Annotated in this window: 19 protein-coding genes and 1 pseudogene; 15 read left to right on the forward strand and 5 right to left on the reverse strand. The window is 62.0% G+C overall.

Going from position 1 to position 19,602, the window contains the following annotated elements; translation table 11 throughout:
- The first annotated feature begins 382 nt into the window (after positions 1 to 382).
- From ABE528_RS06970 to ABE528_RS06985, 4 genes are all read left to right on the forward strand, one after another.
- Positions 383 to 637: a hypothetical protein gene (locus ABE528_RS06970; protein WP_152955389.1), complete on the forward strand. Its 255-nt coding sequence runs from the start codon at positions 383 to 385 to the stop codon at positions 635 to 637.
- A gap of 16 nt (positions 638 to 653) precedes the next feature.
- The gene (locus ABE528_RS06975) at positions 654 to 905 is read left to right on the forward strand and encodes a DUF3077 domain-containing protein (protein ID WP_152955391.1); all 252 of its coding nucleotides are present in this window, start codon (positions 654 to 656) and stop codon (positions 903 to 905) included.
- 559 nt (positions 906 to 1,464) lie between these two features.
- Positions 1,465 to 3,414, forward strand: a complete 1,950-nt coding sequence (locus tag ABE528_RS06980) for an FTR1 family protein (RefSeq protein WP_346652532.1) — start codon at positions 1,465 to 1,467, stop codon at positions 3,412 to 3,414.
- 72 nt (positions 3,415 to 3,486) lie between these two features.
- Entirely contained in the window at positions 3,487 to 3,939 is a 453-nt protein-coding gene (locus tag ABE528_RS06985; RefSeq protein WP_060513176.1) for a YaiI/YqxD family protein, read from the forward strand.
- On the opposite strand, the gene elbB is transcribed toward ABE528_RS06985, so the two are convergent.
- Complete coding sequence (gene elbB / locus ABE528_RS06990) at positions 3,940 to 4,605, reverse strand: isoprenoid biosynthesis glyoxalase ElbB (protein WP_152955395.1); 666 nt, start codon at positions 4,603 to 4,605, stop codon at positions 3,940 to 3,942.
- A gap of 113 nt (positions 4,606 to 4,718) precedes the next feature.
- Between elbB and ABE528_RS06995 the strand changes: the two are divergent.
- Positions 4,719 to 5,345: pseudogene (locus ABE528_RS06995) on the forward strand (sterol desaturase family protein); the annotation flags it as partial.
- Between the two features lie 501 nt (positions 5,346 to 5,846).
- Here the strand turns inward: ABE528_RS06995 and ABE528_RS07000 are convergent.
- Positions 5,847 to 6,491: a DedA family protein gene (locus ABE528_RS07000; protein ID WP_178120039.1), complete on the reverse strand. Its 645-nt coding sequence runs from the start codon at positions 6,489 to 6,491 to the stop codon at positions 5,847 to 5,849.
- A 213-nt stretch (positions 6,492 to 6,704) separates the two neighbouring features.
- On the opposite strand from ABE528_RS07000, the gene ppk1 reads away from it, so the two are divergent.
- A complete protein-coding gene (ppk1, locus tag ABE528_RS07005; RefSeq protein ID WP_152955399.1) occupies positions 6,705 to 8,936 on the forward strand; it encodes a polyphosphate kinase 1 in 2,232 nt (743 codons plus the stop codon).
- On the opposite strand, the gene ppx is transcribed toward ppk1, so the two are convergent.
- The gene (gene ppx, locus ABE528_RS07010) at positions 8,923 to 10,425 is read right to left on the reverse strand and encodes an exopolyphosphatase (protein WP_346652533.1); all 1,503 of its coding nucleotides are present in this window, start codon (positions 10,423 to 10,425) and stop codon (positions 8,923 to 8,925) included. The genes ppk1 and ppx overlap by 14 nt on opposite strands.
- A gap of 242 nt (positions 10,426 to 10,667) precedes the next feature.
- Here ppx and trxA point away from each other — a divergent pair, with 242 nt between their 5' ends.
- The 7 genes from trxA (at position 10,668) to ABE528_RS07045 (ending at position 16,833) form a co-directional block, all read left to right on the forward strand.
- A complete protein-coding gene (gene trxA, locus ABE528_RS07015) occupies positions 10,668 to 10,997 on the forward strand; it encodes a thioredoxin TrxA (protein WP_152955403.1) in 330 nt (109 codons plus the stop codon).
- Between the two features lie 232 nt (positions 10,998 to 11,229).
- Complete coding sequence (rho, locus tag ABE528_RS07020; RefSeq protein ID WP_003253661.1) at positions 11,230 to 12,489, forward strand: transcription termination factor Rho; 1,260 nt, start codon at positions 11,230 to 11,232, stop codon at positions 12,487 to 12,489.
- Between the two features lie 211 nt (positions 12,490 to 12,700).
- A complete protein-coding gene (locus ABE528_RS07025) occupies positions 12,701 to 13,021 on the forward strand; it encodes a type II toxin-antitoxin system RelE/ParE family toxin (RefSeq protein WP_152955405.1) in 321 nt (106 codons plus the stop codon).
- A complete protein-coding gene (locus tag ABE528_RS07030; RefSeq protein ID WP_152955407.1) occupies positions 13,018 to 13,332 on the forward strand; it encodes an addiction module antidote protein in 315 nt (104 codons plus the stop codon). Before ABE528_RS07025 ends, ABE528_RS07030 begins: the two co-directional genes overlap by 4 nt.
- A 161-nt stretch (positions 13,333 to 13,493) precedes the next feature.
- A complete protein-coding gene (ubiD, locus tag ABE528_RS07035; RefSeq protein WP_152955409.1) occupies positions 13,494 to 14,960 on the forward strand; it encodes a 4-hydroxy-3-polyprenylbenzoate decarboxylase in 1,467 nt (488 codons plus the stop codon).
- Complete coding sequence (locus ABE528_RS07040; RefSeq protein WP_152955412.1) at positions 14,960 to 15,928, forward strand: CDP-6-deoxy-delta-3,4-glucoseen reductase; 969 nt, start codon at positions 14,960 to 14,962, stop codon at positions 15,926 to 15,928. Before ubiD ends, ABE528_RS07040 begins: the two co-directional genes overlap by 1 nt.
- A gap of 245 nt (positions 15,929 to 16,173) precedes the next feature.
- Complete coding sequence (locus ABE528_RS07045) at positions 16,174 to 16,833, forward strand: gamma-glutamylcyclotransferase (protein ID WP_152955414.1); 660 nt, start codon at positions 16,174 to 16,176, stop codon at positions 16,831 to 16,833.
- A gap of 24 nt (positions 16,834 to 16,857) precedes the next feature.
- Here ABE528_RS07045 and ABE528_RS07050 read toward each other — a convergent pair whose 3' ends face one another.
- Entirely contained in the window at positions 16,858 to 17,835 is a 978-nt protein-coding gene (locus tag ABE528_RS07050; RefSeq protein ID WP_346652534.1) for an NADPH:quinone oxidoreductase family protein, read from the reverse strand.
- 169 nt (positions 17,836 to 18,004) lie between these two features.
- Between ABE528_RS07050 and ABE528_RS07055 the strand changes: the two genes are divergently transcribed.
- Positions 18,005 to 18,409: a flagellar basal body-associated protein FliL gene (locus tag ABE528_RS07055; protein WP_176507537.1), complete on the forward strand. Its 405-nt coding sequence runs from the start codon at positions 18,005 to 18,007 to the stop codon at positions 18,407 to 18,409.
- 169 nt (positions 18,410 to 18,578) lie between these two features.
- Positions 18,579 to 18,980, forward strand: coding sequence for a type II toxin-antitoxin system PemK/MazF family toxin (locus ABE528_RS07060; RefSeq protein ID WP_346652605.1), 402 nt, complete (start codon positions 18,579 to 18,581; stop codon positions 18,978 to 18,980).
- 154 nt (positions 18,981 to 19,134) lie between these two features.
- Here the strand turns inward: ABE528_RS07060 and ABE528_RS07065 are convergent, their stop codons facing one another.
- Positions 19,135 to 19,587, reverse strand: a complete 453-nt coding sequence (locus ABE528_RS07065; protein ID WP_346652535.1) for an EVE domain-containing protein — start codon at positions 19,585 to 19,587, stop codon at positions 19,135 to 19,137.
- Between the last annotated feature and the right edge of the window lie 15 nt (positions 19,588 to 19,602).

Here is a 19,602-nt window from a genome sequence, read left to right on the forward strand (position 1 = left end):
CCAGCAGCTCTTTGGGGATTTTGGGCAGGTCACGCAAGGGTTTCTTTTTGGTTGGCATACATGCACCTCTTACTCATGTTATGCCCGAACACAAAATTTCTGACACCCTCGGGTTCCATGCCGAATTATCCTACGGCACCTGTCGGAAGGTGCTGTCTTGGCTGGGAAGTGCTCCCGGACTAATGTCCCTGGGTCGCCTCGCAAGGCGATCGGGCGTGAGACACCCGTTTGGTACAGGACGCATCGCTTATGGCGGTCGTGCGCGGGCAGGCTTTGGTCTGGCCGGGTCTCCTGTACCCCGGGTCTCACCCCGTGCACGACTGCCACCCAAATCCGTGAGACGAAGAGGAAGGCAGAAATTCTCTAGTACAGGAGTTTCGCCATGAAAAAACTAGTACCCGACCCACCTCCAACCTCTATCCCCCAGCCCGAAATCCCGGGCTTCTCGCTGATCAACCCGCCCAGCACCGAGCAATGCGAAGCGCTGGTCCACGCCCTGACCCTCACGGTGCAGCAAACCTACAGCGTCCTGCTAGACAGCGACCCAGGCCCGCAGCGCGACGCCATGGCCATCAACATTCGCCTGCTGTCGCGAATGGTTTCTGCCTTGGCCGACCACTCGGACCTCCCCATCTAAAGCAAGGAGCGACAGGATGAGCACTTATCCACAAGACGCAGTAACGGCAGGGTTGGAAACCTTCGACCTTTTCAGCCTCAAGCCCAACGTGCCCTTCGACCACGCGTTCTCGCATCTATCGGTACTGCTCGGCTGCATCCGCCACCTGACCACCGAAGCGGAAATGGAGAATGACCGCATGGCTGGCAGCGCGGCACGGATTCTCAGTGAAATGGCCAAGGCCCTGATCGACGATATGGAGCTGGGGCTGAACAAGGTGCGTCAGTAGCTTTCATCCATTTGGGGCTGTTTCAGGAGGCTTCGCGTCAGGGCTGACAGGTGCTTGCCGACAGGTTTGCAGCGGCTGTGAGATCGAGCGCCGCCCGCGCGGCGCATCGCGGGCAAGCCCGCTCCCACATTTGTTTCGGGCCAGTCACTCCTGTACTGCTAACAGGGCCCGCCTTGTTGGTATGGCGATGCATCTCGGTGGTAGCTAACAGGTACAGCCTTGTTGGCATGGCTATGTATCTCGGTTGGTAATGATTCTGTTCCACCTGGCTCCAGTCATGCACCAGGGCGGTCCCTGTTGGCTTCATAGGAGTGATTGGCCCGAAACAAATGTGGGAGCGGGCTTGCCCGCGATGCGCCGCGTGGGCGGCGCTCGATCTCACAGCCGCTGCAAACCTGTCGGCAGGCACCTGTCAGCCTCCCCCAGTCTCCCTCCAAGCACCTCAACAATCCACTGCATCCCCCAGCGCTCATCCCTTTCCTCACTTCATCTGATTTGTCTCAAGATTTTTCATGAAATCCACCCCCAGCCCTTGAGCGAAGCAAAGTGGAAGTGAACAATGTTCTCTTTCGCATTCCCTTCGAGACTGCCCATGAAAACCCGTTCCTGTCTGCTTGCCTGGTTGCCGGCTGTACTGCTCGGCCCGGTGCTGGCGCTGTGCAGCACCCTGGCGCAGGCCGAAGCGCCCGCCGAGGCCGCCGAGGCCGCCAAGGCCCTGCATTTGCTGGACTACATTGGTGCCGACTACCCGCCGACCGTGGAAAACGGCAAGGTCATCGACGACGGCGAATACCGTGAGCAGCAGGAGTTCAGCACGGTGCTGGCCGATCTGATCAAAGACCTGCCAACCAACGCCGAACAAGCCGGGCTTCAGCAGGGCGTGCAGGTGTTGCGCCAGGCCATCGATCAGCGCCAGGATGGGGCCGCTGTGGCCAAGCAGGCCCGCCAGCTGGGTGCACGCCTGGCGGTGGCCTATGAAGTCAGCCAGGCGCCGGTGATCACCCCGGACCCGGCCCGTGGCGCCTCGCTGTATGCGCAGAACTGCTCGATCTGCCACGGCGACACCGGCGCGGGTGATGGCCCGGCGGGTGTGGGCCTGGAGCCAGCACCGGCCAACCTGCGTGACACCGCACGTCTCGACCAGCTGAGCCTGTTCGACCTGTACAACACCCTGGCGCTGGGTATCGACGGTACCGAAATGCCGTCCTTCGCCGACCAGTTGGATGAACGCCAGCGCTGGGACGTGGCAGCTTACATCGCCAGCTTCACGGCCAAGCCTGAAGCCGCCAAGGGCGACAAGACCTGGAACATCGCCGAACTGGCCCGCCAGACCCCGGCCGAAGTCGCCGCCAACGAAGGCGCCGCCGCGGTCCAGGCGTTCCGCGCCCAGCGTGCCCAGCCACCGCAGGTCAAGCGCGGCCCGTCGCAGTTGCTCGATTACACCGCCAGCACCCTGGACAAAAGCCTGGCGGCCTACCGCGCTGGCGACCACGACCAAGCCTACGACCTGTCGGTGGCGGCCTATCTGGAAGGCTTCGAACTGGTCGAAAGCTCGCTGGACAACATCGACACCGTAGCGCGCAAGAGCACCGAAAAGGCCCTGATGGCCTACCGTCAGTCGCTGCAGGACGGCCTGCCGGTCGCCCAGGCCGAACAGCGTCTGAGCGAAGCGAAAACCAAACTCGACCAGGCCGCCAAGCTGTTGGGCAGTGATGGCCTGAGCTGGTCGCTGAGCTTCATTTCCGGCCTGCTGATCCTGCTGCGCGAAGGCTTGGAGGCGATCCTGGTACTGGCCGCAGTGCTGGCCTTCCTGCGCAACACCGGCCAGCAGTCGGCCATGCGCAGCGTCAACATCGGTTGGGGCCTGGCGCTGGTTGCAGGCTTTGCCACCTGGGCCGTGGCGGCCTATGTGATCGACGTTGGCGGTGCCCAGCGTGAGCTTCTGGAAGGCAGCACGGCCTTGTTCGCCAGCGTGATGGTGCTATGGCTGGGGGTGTGGATGCACGACCGCCGCCATGCTGCTGCCTGGCAGGACTACATCAAGAGCAGCCTGGTCAGTGGTGGTGGGCGCTTCGGCTTTGCCGTGCTGGCGTTCTTCTCGGTGTACCGCGAGTTGTTCGAAGTGATCCTGTTCTACGAAACCCTGTGGCTGCAGGCCGGCCCAGCGGGCCACCAGGCGGTGCTGGCCGGTGGTGCCACGGCGCTGGTGCTGCTGGTGGGCCTGGCGTGGGTGATCCTGCGCGGGTCGGCGAAGCTGCCGCTGTCGCTGTTCTTCAGCATCAACGCCGGGTTGCTGTGCGCCCTGTCGGTGGTGTTCGCCGGGCATGGCGTGAAGGCGCTGCAGGAGGCGGGCGTGCTGGGGACGCGGCCGATGGCGTTCATCGAGTTCGACTGGCTGGGGATTCACCCCGATGTGTATTCGCTGAGTGCGCAGGCGGTGGCGCTGCTGGCGATTCTGGTGTTGTATGGGCGTAGTCGCCTGGCCGAGAAACGCCGGGCTGCCGTTTAAGGTTGATGCTGCTGGCCTATTCGCGGGTTTACCCGCGAAGAGGCCAGTGCAGGAAAGAAGAGATTTAACTGAATGCGCATCTGGATCGACGCCGACGCTTGCCCCAAGGCAGCCAAGGACCTGATCGTCAAATTCGCCCTCAAGCGTCAGCTTGAGGTAATCATGGTGGCCGGCCAGGCCGTGGCCAAACCGGCCTTCGCGATCGTACGCCTGATCGTGGTGCCCAGCGGCATGGACGCCGCCGACGATTACCTGGTCGAGCACGCCGTGCCCGGCGAGCTGGTGATCTGTAGCGACGTGCCGCTGGCCGACCGCCTGATCAAGAAGGGCGTGGCGGCCCTGGATCCACGTGGCCGCGAGTTCGACGAACGCAACATGGGCGAGCGCCTGGCAGTGCGCAACCTGTTCACCGAGCTGCGCGAACAGGGCCAGGTTGGAGGCGGGCAGGCGCCCTACGGCGAACGCGAGAAGCAGGCGTTCGCCAATGCCCTGGACCGCATCCTCACCCGCCTGAGCAAAGGCTGATCACTCCCCTTCGTGGGTCAGTTCCAGCACCCGGTCCACCAGCTTGTAGATGCCACTGGCGGCTTCACTGATCGATTTGGCCACCATGTAGGCCGGGGTGGTCACCAGCTTGCGCTGGGTGTCTTCGACGATGTCATGCACATCGCACGCTTCGTGCTTGCCGCCCATCTTCTCCACAGCCGCCGCGGTACCCGCGTCATTGCCAATGGTGCAGACCACGCCCGGGCCATAGATCTTCGCCGCCAACGCCGGCGAGATGCAGATCAGGCCAACCGGCTTGCAGGCCTCGGCAAAAGCTTCGGCCAGGCTCAGTACATCCGGGTTCACTGTGCATTCGCTGCCTTGCACGGCAAAGTTGGACAAGTTCTTCGCCGCGCCAAAGCCACCCGGCACGATCAGCGCATCGAAATCTTCGGCCTTGGCCTCACGGATGTCCTTCACGTCGCCACGGGCGATGCGCGCCGACTCGGTCAGCACATTGCGTGATTCGGGCATTTCCTGACCGGTCAGGTGGTCGATCACGTGCAGCTGCGCGATGTTCGGCGCAAAGCACTGCACCTGGGCGCCGCGCTGGTCGAGGCGCAGCAGGGTGATCACGCTTTCGTGGATTTCGGCGCCGTCGTACACGCCACAGCCGGAAAGAATCACCGCTACTTTCTTGGTCATGCTCATTACTCCATTTTCGAGGCGCTAAATGTCCTCTAGTTTGGCAGATGTGGCCATAGGGATTACCGCGGGCGCATCCTAATCTCTGTGGATAACCCTGCCGAGCGTTGCCCATGGACCTGATTCTGCTGGCCGTGCCGTTTTTCTTCGTGCTGATCGCTGTGGAGCTGGTCGCCGACCGCGTGCGCGGCCAGCGCAACTTCACCCTGGCCGATTCGATCAACAGCCTCAGCACCGGCGCGCTGTCCACCAGCACCGGCCTGCTGACCAAAGGGGTAGGGCTGCTGACCTATGCCCTGGCCTGGCAACACCTGGCGCTGCTGCGCCTGCCGCCAAACGCCGTGTGGGTCTGGTTGCTGGCCTTCGTGCTGTACGACCTTTGCTACTACTGGCTGCACCGCCTGGGCCATGAGCGCAACGTGCTGTGGGCGGCGCATTCGGTGCATCACCAGAGTGAGGAATACAACCTCACCACTGCGCTGCGCCAGACCAGCAGCGGCTTCATCTTTTCGTGGATCTTCTACTTGCCGCTGGCGCTGATCGGCGTGCCGCCCGTGGTGTTCATCACCGTGGCGTCGCTGAACCTGCTGTACCAGTTCTGGGTGCACACCCGGCACATCCCCAAGCTGGGCTGGCTCGAATGGGTGCTGATCACACCGTCCAACCATCGTGTCCACCATGCGCAGAATCCTGCCTACTTGGATCGCAACTACGGCGGCGTGTTCATTCTCTGGGACCGCCTGTTCGGCACGTTCAAGGAGGAGGACCCGGCCGAGCCGGTGGTATTCGGCGTGACCACACCCTTGGCCAGCTGGAATCCGCTGTGGGCCAACCTGCAGTTCTACGCCCAGCTTTACAGCGATGCCCGCCGCACCCGCAGCTGGAAAGACAAGCTGCGCATCTGGTTCATGCCCACCGGCTGGCGCCCGGCCGATGTCGCGGCAACTTATCCACAGGCGAAACAGAACCTTGCGTTGTTCCGCAAATTCGAGATTGCCCTGGGCCGTGCGTGGCAGGTGTACGTGGCGGTGCAGTTCGCCGTCTACATCGCGTTGGGCAGTTATCTGATGGACGTGGCCGAGCGTGTGCCGAGCGCCGCCCTGATGCTGGGCTGGTCACTGATGGCGTTCGGTTTGTTCGTGCTGGGGGCGGCCCTGGAAAACCGGCCGTGGGCCATGCGCCTGGAGCTGGCGCGCCTGTTGACGCTGGTGCCGGCGCTGTATCTGGCCGGCACGCTGGGCTTAGCGGTGATCGTGCCCGTGTTCTGGCTGCTTCTCGGCGGCTACCTGCTGCTCAGTGCCGGCGGGCTGCTCTTCTGCCGCCGCGCGGCGCTCGGCGCGGATGGTGCGAAAGCGCCGGCGCAGCCAGAGCAGGCCACCCAGCAGCAGCAGGCCGCCGAGCACCCATAGCTCGTACTTCTTGATGCTGCCCAGCATGCCTTCGAGGATGGCGCCGAAGTGGTAGGCCGCCAGGCCCAGCGCCAGGGCCCACACGGCGGCGCCGATACCGTTGAGCAGCAGATAGCGGCGCGGCGAATAACCGGACAGGCCGATGGCGATCGGCATCACCGTGCGCAGGCCGTAGACGAAGCGGAAGCTCAACACCCAGATGTCCGGGTGGCGGCGGATGTGCTCCAGCGCGCGGTCACCCATGGCCTGCCAGCGCGGCTTGCGCGCGAGGATCTTGCGCCCGTGACGCCGCCCCATGAAGTACCACAGTTGGTCGCCTGCGTAGCTGCCACAGAAGGCCACCAGGACCACCAGCTTGATGTCCATGTATTCGCGGAACGCAAGGAATCCCGCAAGTACCAGAATGGTCTCGCCTTCGAAGAAGGTGCCTAGAAAAAGGGCAAAGTAGCCGAAATCCTGCAGGAATTGTTGGAGCATTTTCTGAGGTGCTGGCGAAATGAACGCGCAGCCTACCCCTTCGCGCGCATTCGTGAAAGTGTCCAAATGTGTCTCGACGTGAACAATTCCTACACGGACAATACCGGCAGCCTTAAGTCGCGGCTTGCGCGAAGCTGTAACGCAGCCGTCATAATGGGCGCTTATCTTGCCGCTCAATTGATCATAGGGCGTTAACGTCCTCAGGAACGTCAGATGAATAATGAAGTGCTAACCCCTGTCGCGATCAAGGATGCCCAGGCAGTCCCCGAAGAGATGGTACAGACCCCGCCAGACCTGCCCGAGGTCGTGGAGCCGGTGGTCGAAGTCGCCGCCCCGGCCCCAGCGCCGACGCCGGCCATCGCCGTCCCGAGCCTGGACGACAGCAGCCTGTACATTCATCGCGAACTTTCGCAGCTGCAATTCAACATCCGCGTGCTGGAGCAGGCGCTGGACGAATCGTATCCGCTGCTCGAACGCCTCAAATTCCTGCTGATCTTCTCCAGCAACCTCGACGAGTTCTTCGAGATCCGCGTCGCCGGCCTGAAGAAGCAGATCAACTTCGCCCGTGAGCTGGCCGGCGCCGATGGCCTGCAGCCGCACCAGGCACTGGCACGCATCAGCGAGCTGGTGCACTTCGAGGTGGAGCGCCAGTACGCGATCCTCAACGATGTGCTGCTGCCAGAGCTGGAAAAGCACGCCATCCGTTTCATTCGTCGCCGCTACTGGACGCCCAAGCTCAAGACCTGGGTGCGCCGCTTCTTCCGCGACGAGATCGCACCGATCATCACCCCGATCGGCCTCGACCCGACCCACCCGTTCCCGCTGCTGGTGAACAAGAGCCTGAACTTCATCGTCGAGCTCGAAGGTGTCGACGCCTTCGGCCGCGATTCCGGCCTGGCGATCATCCCGGCGCCACGCCTGCTGCCGCGCGTCATTCGGGTGCCGGAGGACGTCGGTGGCCCAGGCGACAATTATGTCTTCCTGTCGTCGATGATCCACGCCCACGCCGATGACCTGTTCCAGGGCATGAAGGTGAAGGGTTGCTACCAGTTCCGCCTGACCCGTAACGCCGACCTGGCGCTGGATTCCGAAGAAGTCGACGACCTTGCCCGCGCCCTGCGCGGTGAGCTGTTCTCGCGCCGCTATGGCGATGCCGTGCGCCTGGAAGTCGCCGACACCTGCCCGAAACACCTGTCGGATTACCTGCTCAAGCAGTTCAGCCTGAGCGAGAGCGAGCTTTACCAGGTCAACGGCCCGGTCAACCTGACCCGCCTGTTCAGCATCACCGGCCTCGACAGCCACCCGGAGCTGCAGTACACGCCGTTCACCCCGGCCATCCCCAAATTGCTGCAGAACGCCGACAACATCTTCAGCGTGATCGGCAAGCAGGACATCCTGCTGATGCACCCGTTCGAGTCCTTCACCCCGGTGATCGACCTGCTGCGCCAGGCCGCCAAGGACCCGCACGTGCTCGCCGTGCGCCAGACCCTGTACCGCTCCGGGGCCAACTCGGAGATCGTCGACGCCCTGGTGGATGCGGCGCGTAACGGCAAGGAGGTGACCGCGGTGATCGAGCTGCGCGCGCGCTTCGACGAAGAGTCCAACCTGCAGATGGCCAGCCGCCTGCAGGCAGCCGGTGCGGTGGTGATCTACGGTGTGGTGGGCTTCAAGACCCACGCCAAGATGATGCTGATCCTGCGCCGTGAGCAGGGCGAGATCGTGCGCTATGCGCACCTGGGTACCGGCAACTACCATGCCGGCAACGCCCGCCTGTACACCGACTACAGCCTGCTGACCTCTGACGACGCCCTCACCGAGGATGTCGGCAAGCTGTTCAGCCAGCTGATCGGCATGGGCAAGACCCTGCGCATGAAGAAGCTGCTGCACGCGCCGTTCACCCTGAAGAAGGGCATGCTCGACATGATCGCCCGGGAGACCCAGTTCGCCCTGGAAGGCAAGCCCGCGCACATCATCGCCAAGTTCAACTCGCTGACCGACGCCAAGGTCATCAAGGCGCTGTACAAGGCCAGCCAGTCGGGCGTGAAGATCGACCTGGTGGTGCGCGGCATGTGCTGCCTGCGCCCAGGCATTCCGGGGGTTTCGCACAACATCCAGGTGCGCTCGATCATCGGCCGTTTCCTCGAGCACACGCGGGTGTTCTACTTCCTCAACGGCGGCGAAGAGCAGATCTACCTGTCCAGCGCCGACTGGATGGAACGCAACCTCGACAAGCGCGTCGAGACTTGCTTCCCGGTAGAGGGCAAGAAGCTGTTGCTGCGGGTGAAAAAGGAGCTGGAAGGCTACTTGACCGACAACACCCATGCCTGGACCTTGCAGCCTGACGGGCGCTACGTGCGCAGCACCCCGACCGGCAACCAGAACCCGCGCAGTGCCCAGGCGACCCTGCTGGAGCGCCTGAGCAACCCGCTCCTCAACGTACGCTGAGGACGAAGCCGACCCGGGCCAGCCACTCCGCCTCGTTGGCGAAGTCGGCCTGGGTCAGCTGGTTCTGTTCCAGCCAGCCTTCCGGGAACACCACTTCAAGGCTGTTTTCGCCAGCCTGCAGCTCCACCTTGGGCATCTGCTGGTTGCCACGGATGTGGTGGAACAGGATGGCGAAGCGCAGCAGCACGCACAGGCGGATCAGCTGCACGGCTTCGTCGCCGAACTCCGAGAACTTGTCCTTGGGGATGTTGCGCCGATGACCGCGCACCAGCAGGGCCATCATCTGCTGCTCATCGCGAGAAAAACCGGCCAGGTCGGAGTGCTCGATCAGGTAGGCACCATGTTTGTGGTAGTGGTAGTGGGCGATGTCCAGGCCGATTTCGTGGATTTTCGCCGCCCAGCCCAGCAGATCGCGCCAGTTTCCGTCTTCAAGCTTCCATGCCTTGGCCACCTGGTCGAAGGCATGCAGCGCCTTGCGCTCGACGCGTGCTGCCTGGCCCTGGTCGACGTGGTAACGCTCCATCAGTGAATTCAGGGTGCGTTCGCGCACGTCCTCGTGGTGATGGCGGCCGAGCAGGTCGAACAGCACGCCTTCGCGCAGGGCGCCGTCGCAGTGGTCCATGCGCTGTAGCTCAAGGGCATCGAAGATCGCTTCGAGAATCGCCAGGCCGGCCGGGAAAATGGTGCGCCGGTCGGGCTTGATGCCTTCGAAGTCGATCTTGTCGACCTCGCCCAGCTTGAACAGCTTGCGTTTGACCCAGGCCAGGCCCTCGGCATTGACCTCGCCGTTGCCCAGGCCTCCGGCCTTGATTGCGGCACCGATGGCGCGGATGGTGCCGGACGAACCGATGGCCTCGTCCCAGGTCAGGCGGTGCAGGGCGTTTTCGATGCTCATCAGCTCCAGGCGTGCGGCAGTGTAGGCCTGGGCGTAGCGCGCCGGGGTGATCTTGCCGTCGCGGAAGTAGCGCTGGGTGAAGCTCACGCAGCCCATCTGCAGGCTTTCGCGCAGCAGCGGCTCGAAGCGCTGGCCGATGATGAACTCGGTACTGCCGCCACCGATGTCGGCGACCAGGCGCTTGCCGGGCGTGTCGGCCAGGGTGTGCGACACGCCGAGGTAGATCAGGCGCGCCTCTTCACGGCCGGAGATGACCTCCACCGGGTGGCCGAGGATAGCCTCTGCACGCAAGATGAACTCGTTGCGATTGCGCGCTTCGCGCAGGGCGTTGGTGCCAACGATGCGCACGGAGCCTGCCGGCATGCCGTTGATCAGTTGGGCAAAACGCTTGAGGCATTCCAGGCCTCGCTCCATGGCTTCTTCGCTGAGCTTGCGCTCTTCGTCGATGCCGGCGGCCAGCTGAACCTTTTCGCCGAGCCGCTCGAGAATGCGGATCTCGGTGTGGTGTGCCTTGGCCACGACCATATGGAAGCTGTTGGAGCCCAGGTCGATGGCGGCGATCAGGGACAGGTTCTTCGCGGAGGTATGCGGCATTCTGTGTGTTCTCGGTCGGTAACCCGGCAATCGTGCCACGATCCTTGGCTGACGCCAACGCGCAGCGCACCGGGCCTTGATGCAAGGCAATGTGCCATTCCATGCTATGACACTTGTGTGACAGTTTCGATTCGCGGCGTCTTGCACAACTATAGTTACACTCAATCGTCCGTGACTTCCTGTAGGGCCTGGGTGCCGCTATCATGGGCCACGTTTTTTTGCTTACGACCCTGGAGATATCCATGAGCAGCGATCTGATCAAACACGTCACCGACGCTACCTTCGAAGCCGAAGTCCTGCAGGCTCAAGGCGCGGTACTGGTCGACTACTGGGCTGAATGGTGCGGTCCATGCAAGATGATCGCTCCGGTTCTGGACGACATCGCCGCTACCTACGAGGGTAAACTGACCGTCGCCAAGCTGAACATCGACGACAACCAGGAAACCCCGGCCAAGCACGGCGTGCGTGGCATCCCGACCCTGATGCTGTTCAAGAACGGCAACGTCGAAGCCACCAAGGTCGGCGCCCTGTCCAAATCGCAGCTGGCCGCGTTCCTCGACGCCCACCTGTGAGATGAAGTAAAAAAACCCCGCAAATGCGGGGTTTTTTCTTTTTCAGAGCACTAGACGCAGAAAAAAGCAAGTGTTACATTCGGCCTCGCACTGCTTCTCCAGTGCCCTCTGCACGCCGTCGCCGAAGCATCCCTAATTCGAATCAGTACGCGATCCTGTCGCCATCAAGCGGCGCGGCCTCATTAAGCCAAAGCTTAATTCTCCCTTCTTACATGATTACGTCATTCCCCTTATGAACCTGACTGAACTCAAGCAAAAGCCGATTACCGATCTTTTGGAAATGGCCGAACAGATGGGCATCGAAAACATGGCCCGTTCGCGCAAACAGGACGTGATTTTCGCCCTGCTGAAAAAGCACGCGAAAAGCGGCGAAGAGATCTCGGGTGACGGCGTGCTGGAGATTCTCCAGGATGGTTTCGGTTTCCTGCGTTCGGCTGATGCGTCCTACCTGGCCGGCCCTGATGACATCTACGTCTCGCCAAGCCAGATCCGCCGTTTCAACCTGCGTACCGGTGACACCATCGTCGGCAAGATCCGCCCACCGAAGGAAGGGGAGCGTTACTTCGCCCTGCTGAAGGTCGACACCATCAACTTCGACCGCCCGGAAAACGCGAAGAACAAGATCCTCTTCGAAAACCTGACGCCGCTGTTCCCGAACAAGCGCCTGAAGATGGAAGCCGGTAACGGCTCCACCGAGGACTTGACGGGTCGTGTCATCGACCTGTGCGCCCCGATCGGCAAAGGCCAGCGTGGCCTGATCGTCGCTCCGCCGAAAGCCGGTAAGACCATCATGCTGCAGAACATCGCGGCGAACATCACCCGTAACAACCCCGAGTGCCACCTGATCGTCCTGCTGATCGACGAGCGCCCGGAAGAAGTGACCGAAATGCAGCGCACCGTGCGCGGCGAAGTGGTCGCCTCGACCTTCGACGAGCCGCCAACCCGCCACGTGCAGGTTGCCGAAATGGTCATCGAGAAGGCCAAGCGCCTGGTCGAGCACAAGAAGGACGTGGTCATCCTGCTGGACTCCATTACCCGTCTGGCGCGTGCCTACAACACCGTGATCCCGAGCTCTGGCAAGGTGCTGACCGGTGGTGTCGACGCCCACGCCCTGGAGAAGCCGAAGCGCTTCTTTGGCGCCGCGCGTAATATCGAGGAAGGCGGTTCGCTGACCATCATCGCCACCGCGCTGGTCGAAACCGGCTCGAAGATGGACGAAGTGATCTACGAAGAGTTCAAGGGTACCGGCAACATGGAGCTGCCCCTGGACCGTCGCATCGCTGAAAAACGCGTGTTCCCGGCCATCAACATCAACCGTTCCGGTACCCGCCGCGAAGAGTTGCTGACCGCCGACGACGAACTGCAGCGCATGTGGATCCTGCGCAAGCTGCTGCACCCGATGGACGAGATCGCCGCCATCGAGTTCCTGGTCGACAAGCTCAAGCAGACCAAGACCAACGACGAGTTCTTCCTGTCGATGAAGCGCAAGTAAGCTTCGTTCGATCATGCCAGAAGCCGGGGAAACCCGGCTTTTTGCTGTTTGTCACAAAAGACCGTTCGCCAGCATCCTGAACGCAGGCCACCATGCTGTCTGGGGGCTGTCATGCCACCCAAGGCACTCTGCCTCCCGCCAAAAGCCAGCTCGCATAGGCGGCTGACCAAAAAAAACGACACGGAATTGTCTCTTTTAAGGTACAGTGTGGATGTACGCAGTTCATCACGTTCTATCCAGTAATGGCGTGGATCTCTACCAGGCATGGCTGGACACCATTCGCGACACAAGGGTGAAAGCGCGAATCACCACAAGGGTCGACCGGGCCGCGCAGGGCCATTTTGGCGTGACCGAGCCAGTGGGTGATGGCGTGTTCGAGATGAAACTGGATTTCGGGCCAGGCTATCGCATCTATTACGCCACCTTTGGGCGAAGGATAATCTTCCTGCTCGGTGGTGGTTCGAAAGACCGGCAGCAGGCCGATATTGACCAGGCCAGATCACTTTGGCGCAGGCACAAGGTAAAGCTATGACCGGCACACGTCCCCATGAAGAAAGTGTTCTCGAGATGCTGCGCAACGACGAGTCCTTTGCCATCGATTATCTCGCCGTTGCGCTTGAGGAAATCGATGAGCCTGGAGGCGCCGCAGGGTTTCTCACGGCGGTTCGGCGTGTGGCTGAAGCGCGCGGCGGCATGGGCAACCTTGCTCAGGTCACCGGGCTTGCTCGTCCCAACCTCTATCGGGCGTTGGCAGCGGACGGTGACCCAAAGTTGTCGACCGTGCTGAAGGTCCTGCAAGCGCTTGGCATCGGGCTGTCGAAGGTGGTTTCGCATAATCGATGAAGTGCAAGTAAGCTTCCTCACCAGATATCGATTGGGGCCGCTTCGCGCGAAACCTCCGCGAAGGGCTGCGAAGCGGCCCCAATGCATTTTTGCCCCCAAACAAAACCCGAACGGCGCTACACTCTGCACCCCGACCGATACGGCCAACACGAGGCTCATGCATGCAGTATCGCGATTTGCGCGACTTCATCCGTGGCCTGGAGCAGCGCGGTGAACTCAAGCGCATCCAGGTTCCGATTTCCCCTGTCCTGGAAATGACCGAGGTCTGCGACCGCACCCTGCGCGCCAAGGGCCCGGCCTTGTTGTTCGAAAAGCCCACTGGCTTCGACATCCCGGTACTGGGCAACCTGTTCGGCACGCCAGAGCGCGTAGCCATGGGCATGGGCGCCGAGTCGGTCGACGAACTGCGCGAGATTGGCAAGCTGCTGGCCTTCCTCAAGGAGCCGGAGCCGCCGAAAGGCCTGAAGGACGCCTGGTCCAAGTTGCCGATCTTCAAGAAGGTCGTGTCGATGGCGCCCAAGGTGGTCAAGGATGCGGTGTGCCAGGAAGTGGTCATCGAGGGCGACGATGTCGACCTCGGCCAGCTGCCGATCCAGCACTGCTGGCCGGGCGACGTGGCGCCGCTGATTACCTGGGGCCTGACCGTGACCCGTGGCCCGAACAAGGACCGCCAGAACCTGGGCATCTATCGCCAGCAGGTGATCGGCCGCAACAAGGTGATCATGCGCTGGCTGAGCCACCGTGGCGGCGCGCTGGATTACCGTGAGTGGTGCGAGAAGAACCCGGGCCAGCCGTTCCCGGTCGCCGTGGCCTTGGGGGCTGACCCGGCCACCATCCTTGGCGCCGTGACGCCTGTGCCAGACACCCTCTCCGAATACGCCTTCGCCGGCCTGCTGCGTGGCAACCGTACCGAGCTGGTCAAGTGCCGTGGCAGCAACCTGCAGGTGCCGGCCACCGCCGAGATCATCCTCGAAGGCGTGATCCACCCGGGTGAAATGGCCCCCGAAGGCCCGTATGGCGATCACACCGGCTACTACAACGAAGTGGACAGCTTCCCGGTGTTCACCGTCGAGCGCATCACCCACCGGCAGAAACCGATCTACCACAGCACCTACACGGGCCGGCCGCCGGATGAACCGGCGATCCTGGGTGTGGCGCTGAACGAAGTGTTCGTGCCGATCCTGCAGAAGCAGTTCCCGGAAATCGTCGACTTCTACCTGCCGCCGGAAGGTTGCTCGTACCGCATGGCGGTAGTAACCATGAAAAAGCAGTACCCAGGCCACGCCAAGCGCGTGATGCTGGGTGTGTGGTCGTTCCTGCGACAGTTCATGTACACCAAGTTCGTTATCGTCACCGACGACGATATCAACGCCCGCGACTGGAACGATGTGATCTGGGCCATCACCACGCGCATGGACCCCAAGCGTGATACGGTGATGATCGACAACACGCCCATCGATTACCTCGACTTCGCGTCGCCGGTATCGGGGCTGGGGTCGAAGATGGGCCTGGACGCCACGCACAAGTGGCCGGGCGAGACTACACGCGAATGGGGCCGGGTCATCGTCAAGGACGATGCCGTCACCCGCCGTATCGATGAGCTGTGGGATCAGTTGGGAATAGATTGATGCAGGTAACGTTGCAGCCGTCCGGGGCGGTGCTGGCGCTTGAACCCGGGGAACGGATCCTGGATGGAGCGCGGCGGCTGGGCTATGACTGCCCGAACAGCTGCCGCAATGGCAATTGCCATGTCTGCGCCGCGTTGTTGGTCGAAGGAAGTGTGCGTCAGGACGGTGTAGTCCGTGACCATGGCGAGTTGTTCACCTGTATTGCCGAACCGCTGGAGGACTGTGTGTTGCTCTGGGATGGTGTGCTTGCCCTGGGCGAGCTGCCGGTGCGCAAACTGGCGTGCAGTGTGAGCGAATGCGTCGAGGTCGGTGGCGACGTCTGGCGCGTGCGCCTGCGTGCGCCGGCGGGCAAGCCGCCGCGTTACCATGCCGGGCAGTACCTGATGATCGAGCGCGAGGGCGGCAAGCCAGCAGCCTTCTCGCTGGCCTCCGCGCCGCATTCCGGGCGAGAGCTCGAGCTGCATGTGCTGGCCCGCGAAGCCAGCGCGTTGCAGCTGCTGGCGCAGTTGCAGCGTGACCGCTTGGTGCGTATCGAAATGCCGTTCGGCGATACCCACCTGGCCGAGCTGCCTGACGGGCCGCTGGTGCTGATTGCTGCTGGCACCGGCATGGGCCAGATGCACAGCCTGGTCGAACATTGTCGTGCCCAGGGCTTCAAGCACCCGGTGCACCTGTACTGGGGCGTGCGCCGCCCGGAAGACTTCTACAGCATCGAGCACTGGGCCGAATGGGAGCGCTTGCCCAACCTGTTCCTGCACAAGGTGGTCAGTGACCTGTGCGGCTGGGAAGGGCGTTGCGGCATGCTGCATGAAGCAGTGTGCGAAGACGTGAAAGACCTCAATACCGTGCATGTGTATGCCAGCGGTTCGCCAAACATGGTCTACGCCACCCTCGACGCCCTGGTCGAGGCCGGCATGGATGCACACCGCATGCGTGCCGATGTGTTTGCCTACGCACCGCGCGGTTAATAACCGAAGTTTGAACTAGTGGGTATAAGGCGGTAATTGTTACCGCCTGCGCCAATAACTTTCACCGCCTTCGAAATAATAACTCCCAGTCGTCGGGACTGTGCGTGAAACTTTCACGCCAGGGCTTGAGCATTGCCCGGTTTCTATTCTATGGTTAATGCAAGCGTCCGTGGCGCGGCGGCGCAGGCCGCATGGCACACGGCTCTCGCTACATCTGTAGTACACGGGGAATAATGGCGGCAGTTATGTCGGCACTTGAAAGTTTGTCCTGGGAAGTTGCTTATCCTCCGACGCTCGACTTCGGTCAGCAACTGACCCGTGAGCAATTGCTCAACTCCATGCATACGACCATGTCGCGCCATGAAGGTGGCCCGGTCTGGCTGTTTGCCTATGGTTCGTTGATCTGGCGCCCGGAATGTAATTCCGTGGAGCGCCAGCGGGCGCGCGTGCATGGTTATCACCGCGGGTTGTACTTATGGTCGCACGAGCACCGGGGTACACCGGAAACGCCCGGCCTGGTCTTTGGCCTGGATCGCGGGGGCTCTTGCAGCGGGTTTGCCTATCGCCTCGATGAAAGCAACCTCGATGATTCGCTGATGGCCCTGTGGCAGCGGGAGATGCCTTATCCGGCCTATCGGCCGCACTGGCTTAGCTGCCGGCTGGGTGATGGCAGCAAGGTGCAGGCCTTGGGGTTCGTGCTGGAGCGGCACCTGCCGTGCTATGCAGGCAACTTGCCGGATACGTTGCTTAGCCAGATTCTGGCCAGTGCCAAGGGGCGTTACGGCACCACGCGCGATTATGTCGAGCAGACCTTGAATGCGCTGCGTAGCCATCAGATGCCCGATCGCAATCTCGAGGCGCGGTTCAGGCGTTGTCATAGCCTGCACGGACCTCTTCGCGGGTGAACCCGCGAAGAGCCCGAACCTGCCTTACTGGGCCAGTACCACCAACTTACCCACAGCCCGCCGCTGCCCCAACGCTTCAATGGCAGCCCCGGCTTCAGCCAGTGGATAAGTCTGCGACACCAATGGCTTCAACTTGCCTTGCGCGTGCCAGGCAAACAGCTGCTGGAAGTTGGCCGCATTGTCCTCGGGTTGTCGCTGGGCAAACGCCCCCCAGAACACCCCAAGTACCGCCGCCCCCTTGAGCAGCACCAGGTTCGCCGCCATCTGCGGTATCGTCCCGCTGGCAAACCCCACCACCAGCAGCCGGCCCTGCCACGCCAGCCCGCGCACGGCTTGGTCGAACAGCTCGCCGCCCACCGGGTCGTAGATTACATCCACGCCCTGGCCGCTGGTCAGGCGTTTGATCTCATCCTTGAGGCTGGCCTGGCTGTAGTCGATCAGTTCGTCAGCCCCTGCGGCCTTGGCAACGGCGAGTTTCTCGGCGCTGCTGGCTGCAGCAATCACTTTTGCGCCCATGGCCTTGCCGATTTCCACCGCTGCCAGGCCAACGCCACCGGATGCACCGAGCACCAGCAGGGTTTCGCCGGGCTGCAGCTGGCCGCGCTGCCTGAGTGCATGCATCGAGGTGCCATAGGTCATGCCGACCGCAGCGGCAGTGGCAAAATCCATGTGCTCGGGGATCGGCATGACGTTGTAGAACGGCACCGCCACCTGCTCGGCAAACGCCCCCCAGCCGGTCAGGGCCATCACCCGGTCGCCCACCTTGAAGGTACCGGCCCGTTCGCCGACCGCAGCGATCACACCCGCGGCTTCGCCACCCGGCGAAAACGGCAGGGGTGGCTGGAACTGGTACTTGCCTTCGATGATCAGCGTGTCGGGGAAGTTGACCCCGGCAGCCTGCACATCGAGCAGGATCTCGTTCTTCTTCGGCACCGGGCTGGCCACCTCTTCCAGCACCAGGTCACGAGCTGGGCCCAGGGTTTTGCACAACACAGCTTTCATCGGGGCTATTCCTTTGCGTGTAGTGGCCGATAAGTGTAGGAGGGGCGCCTGCCCGGTCAACGAGCATGCCCTGCCCTGATGTGCGGGTATAAGTGTTGGCACAAGCCCGGGCTTGGGTTTGTCCGGCATGCTGGGTAAGCTGGCGCCAACTGTTTCTAGGAGCGAATTCGTGAAAGCGTGGATCTTGATGGTACTGGCGCTGATGCTGCCAGCGGCGGCCATGGCCGAGGAAGCCAAGGAAGGGGAGCCGAAGGTTTCCTACATCACCCTGAGCCCGCCCTTCGTCGGCAACTACGCCCTCGATGGCAGCCCCAAGCTGCGCGTGTACAAGGCCGATGTGGCCCTGCGCGTAACCGGCGACGCTGCGGCAGCTGCGGTCAAACACCAGGAGCCGTTGATCCGTAATCAGCTGGTCGCACTGTTTACCCAGCAGACGGTGGATAGCATGAGCAACGTCGAGGCCAAGGAGAAGCTGCGCCAGGAAGCATTGAAGCAGGTGCAGCAGGTGATGGAGTCGGAAGAGGGCAAGCCGATTGTCGAGGATCTGCTGTTCAATAACCTGATTGTGCAGTGATTTGGCTTTTCTGGTGGCGCCTATGGCGTAGGAGAGCTCTATCTTTCCTGTAAGTCTGCCAATTTTCGACTCGTGATGTCTCTACCACGCTAGATTGCGCATGGTTTCAGGCGTTCGAGAGAAGTTGGCAATGCCATTGAGGTATCAGCCAAAGGAAGCGACGGTGCTGATGTGCGATTTCTCAGGTTTTCAGGTGCCTGAGATGGTCAAGGTTCGTCCGGTCGTTGTCCTTCGCAAACATAGCCACAATCAACAGCTGGTCACGATCGTGCCACTGAGTACGACGGAGCCTGAGCGGTTGGCTAGGCATCATGTCGTGCTGCCTAGCTATTTGCCGGGCTCTGCTTTGGCATGTTGGGCCAAGTGCGACATGGTTTACACTGTCTCCATAACCAGATTGGACAGGTGTCGTATCAAGTCGCGCCGAGGTGGTGGCCGAGAGTATGTGGTGTTGACGATGCAGCCAGAGCATTTTGCCGCTGTACGGGAGGCTGTCGGCTTTGCGCTGGGTTTCACACATCCGGCAACAGTGCGGACAGTTGTCAGTGGCATGCAGGATGCACCATACTGAACGCGTTCCCGAGAGGGGCTTGTGAGACTCTGCGGATCCTGGTCTATCCAGCAATTACAGAGCCGGGCAGGTAAAAGGCGATAACAAGCCTACCTGTCTGTGAGTAGGGCGCCGCAAGGCGCCCTTTGTCTTTATTTGCCTGTGTTGAACCGGTTTAGCGCGCCAGCGCAATGATCGCCGCCCACTGCTCTTCAGTTACCGGCATCACCGACAACCGCGTGCCTTTCTGCACCAGCGGCAATTCTGCCAGCGCACTCTGTTGCTTGAGCAAACCCAGCCCCAGCACCTGCCGGAAGGTCTTCACGTGGGCCACATCTACCGCGCTCCACGGGTTCTTCTCGGCATTGGCCTTGGCGTCGAAATAGTGGCTTTCCGGGTCCAGTGCCGTCGGGTCCGGGTAGGCCGCTGCGGTGATTCGAGCGATGCCGGCAATGCCCGGCTGCGGGCAGCTGGAGTGGTAAAAGAAGAACTCGTCACCTACGCCCATGGCCCGCATGAAATTGCGCGCCTGATAGTTGCGTACGCCATCCCAGCGCGCCTCGCCCAGGCGGCCCAGACCCTCGATCGAGAGCTCATCGGGCTCGGACTTCATCAGCCAATAGGCCATGGATACTGCTCCTGA

The sequence above is a fragment of the Pseudomonas sp. TWI628 genome, from assembly GCF_039673865.1.
GTDB lineage: Bacteria > Pseudomonadota > Gammaproteobacteria > Pseudomonadales > Pseudomonadaceae > Aquipseudomonas.

Excerpts from the sequence above, each read along its gene's own strand:
- ABE528_RS06970 (WP_152955389.1), top strand. The coding sequence starts at position 383 with ATGAAAAAACTAGTACCCGACCCACCTCCAACCTCTATCCCCCAGCCC.
- ABE528_RS06975 (WP_152955391.1), top strand. The coding sequence starts at position 654 with ATGAGCACTTATCCACAAGACGCAGTAACGGCAGGGTTGGAAACCTTC.
- ABE528_RS06980 (WP_346652532.1), top strand. The coding sequence starts at position 1,465 with ATGTTCTCTTTCGCATTCCCTTCGAGACTGCCCATGAAAACCCGTTCC.
- ABE528_RS06985 (WP_060513176.1), top strand. The coding sequence starts at position 3,487 with ATGCGCATCTGGATCGACGCCGACGCTTGCCCCAAGGCAGCCAAGGAC.
- elbB (WP_152955395.1), bottom strand. The coding sequence starts at position 4,605 with ATGACCAAGAAAGTAGCGGTGATTCTTTCCGGCTGTGGCGTGTACGAC.
- ABE528_RS07000 (WP_178120039.1), bottom strand. The coding sequence starts at position 6,491 with ATGCTCCAACAATTCCTGCAGGATTTCGGCTACTTTGCCCTTTTTCTA.
- ppk1 (WP_152955399.1), top strand. The coding sequence starts at position 6,705 with ATGAATAATGAAGTGCTAACCCCTGTCGCGATCAAGGATGCCCAGGCA.
- ppx (WP_346652533.1), bottom strand. The coding sequence starts at position 10,425 with ATGCCGCATACCTCCGCGAAGAACCTGTCCCTGATCGCCGCCATCGAC.
- trxA (WP_152955403.1), top strand. The coding sequence starts at position 10,668 with ATGAGCAGCGATCTGATCAAACACGTCACCGACGCTACCTTCGAAGCC.
- rho (WP_003253661.1), top strand. The coding sequence starts at position 11,230 with ATGAACCTGACTGAACTCAAGCAAAAGCCGATTACCGATCTTTTGGAA.
- ABE528_RS07025 (WP_152955405.1), top strand. The coding sequence starts at position 12,701 with ATGTACGCAGTTCATCACGTTCTATCCAGTAATGGCGTGGATCTCTAC.
- ABE528_RS07030 (WP_152955407.1), top strand. The coding sequence starts at position 13,018 with ATGACCGGCACACGTCCCCATGAAGAAAGTGTTCTCGAGATGCTGCGC.
- ubiD (WP_152955409.1), top strand. The coding sequence starts at position 13,494 with ATGCAGTATCGCGATTTGCGCGACTTCATCCGTGGCCTGGAGCAGCGC.
- ABE528_RS07040 (WP_152955412.1), top strand. The coding sequence starts at position 14,960 with ATGCAGGTAACGTTGCAGCCGTCCGGGGCGGTGCTGGCGCTTGAACCC.
- ABE528_RS07045 (WP_152955414.1), top strand. The coding sequence starts at position 16,174 with ATGTCGGCACTTGAAAGTTTGTCCTGGGAAGTTGCTTATCCTCCGACG.
- ABE528_RS07050 (WP_346652534.1), bottom strand. The coding sequence starts at position 17,835 with ATGAAAGCTGTGTTGTGCAAAACCCTGGGCCCAGCTCGTGACCTGGTG.
- ABE528_RS07060 (WP_346652605.1), top strand. The coding sequence starts at position 18,579 with ATGTGCGATTTCTCAGGTTTTCAGGTGCCTGAGATGGTCAAGGTTCGT.
- ABE528_RS07065 (WP_346652535.1), bottom strand. The coding sequence starts at position 19,587 with ATGGCCTATTGGCTGATGAAGTCCGAGCCCGATGAGCTCTCGATCGAG.